The sequence below is a fragment of the Candidatus Infernicultor aquiphilus genome, assembly GCF_002784285.1.
Classification (GTDB): domain Bacteria; phylum Atribacterota; class Phoenicimicrobiia; order Phoenicimicrobiales; family Phoenicimicrobiaceae; genus Infernicultor; species Infernicultor aquiphilus.
In genome coordinates this window covers 1,081-1,887 of the sequence record NZ_PFKO01000385.1, presented here as the reverse complement: position 1 = coordinate 1,887, position 807 = coordinate 1,081, and the positions used below count along the sequence as shown (strand labels likewise).

Sequence of the window (807 nt, the reverse complement as noted above, 5' to 3'; positions counted from 1 at the left end):
CCTGTGCTGCCATCTTCGTTTGTGAAGACTTGACGGGTTATTAGCATCTCTTTGTTGATACCCTTAAAGTAGCACGAGATAGCTTTATTCTTTTCAAACTTAAGTGATTCTATATTCTTGAAATTACCTTTTAACTTTTCTTTTTTTGTTAAAGCGACTAGACGGTTTTTCTTAATGGCAAATATGAAATGCCTATTATGTTCAAGTACATATTCCATATTTTCTTTTGAGGAAAACCAAATATCACCTAATGTATATTTGAATTTTATTCTGTTATGTATACAGTTTAATAACATTTCTCGAAATAGTTCATTCTTTGTCTTGTCTGATTTTCTTCTCCGCTTATCTGTTTTAGGGTCAATGAAGGCAATGTTTTTCTTGATGATTTCAAAAGCGACCGGTATAGTGCTATTATTATTGTGATAAATTCCAGAAAGAATATTTATACCTTTAACACTTCTGCCTTTAGAGTGATCAAAATGCCAAGCGATGATATCGTTTTCATCAGTATATTCCTTTTCTTCGGTGGTATCATCAAAAATTATTACTCCGTCTTCAGTTTCTATTTTTCTAATAACCGGTTTAACAAGTTTCCATAAATCTTTAGAATTATATGTATAATCTGATAGAAACCTGGTAATTTTATCATGGCTAATTTCATTATCTAATATAGCCGACATTCCTGTGGCAGTAGTATATGAGAATGAACTTAGGAGATAATCAGAATACAGATCAAGCATATTTTTATTGGATTGAGGCATAATTTATTTTAATTTTATATATTGTAATTATATCATTTTATATTTT

At 29.6% G+C, this 807-nt stretch carries 1 protein-coding gene; it reads right to left on the bottom strand.

What is annotated here, in order from left to right:
• The coding region (locus tag COZ07_RS10690) for a transposase (protein WP_406608548.1) at nt 1-761 on the bottom strand (761 nt) is incomplete at its 3' end.
• Between the last annotated feature and the right edge of the window lie 46 nt (nt 762-807).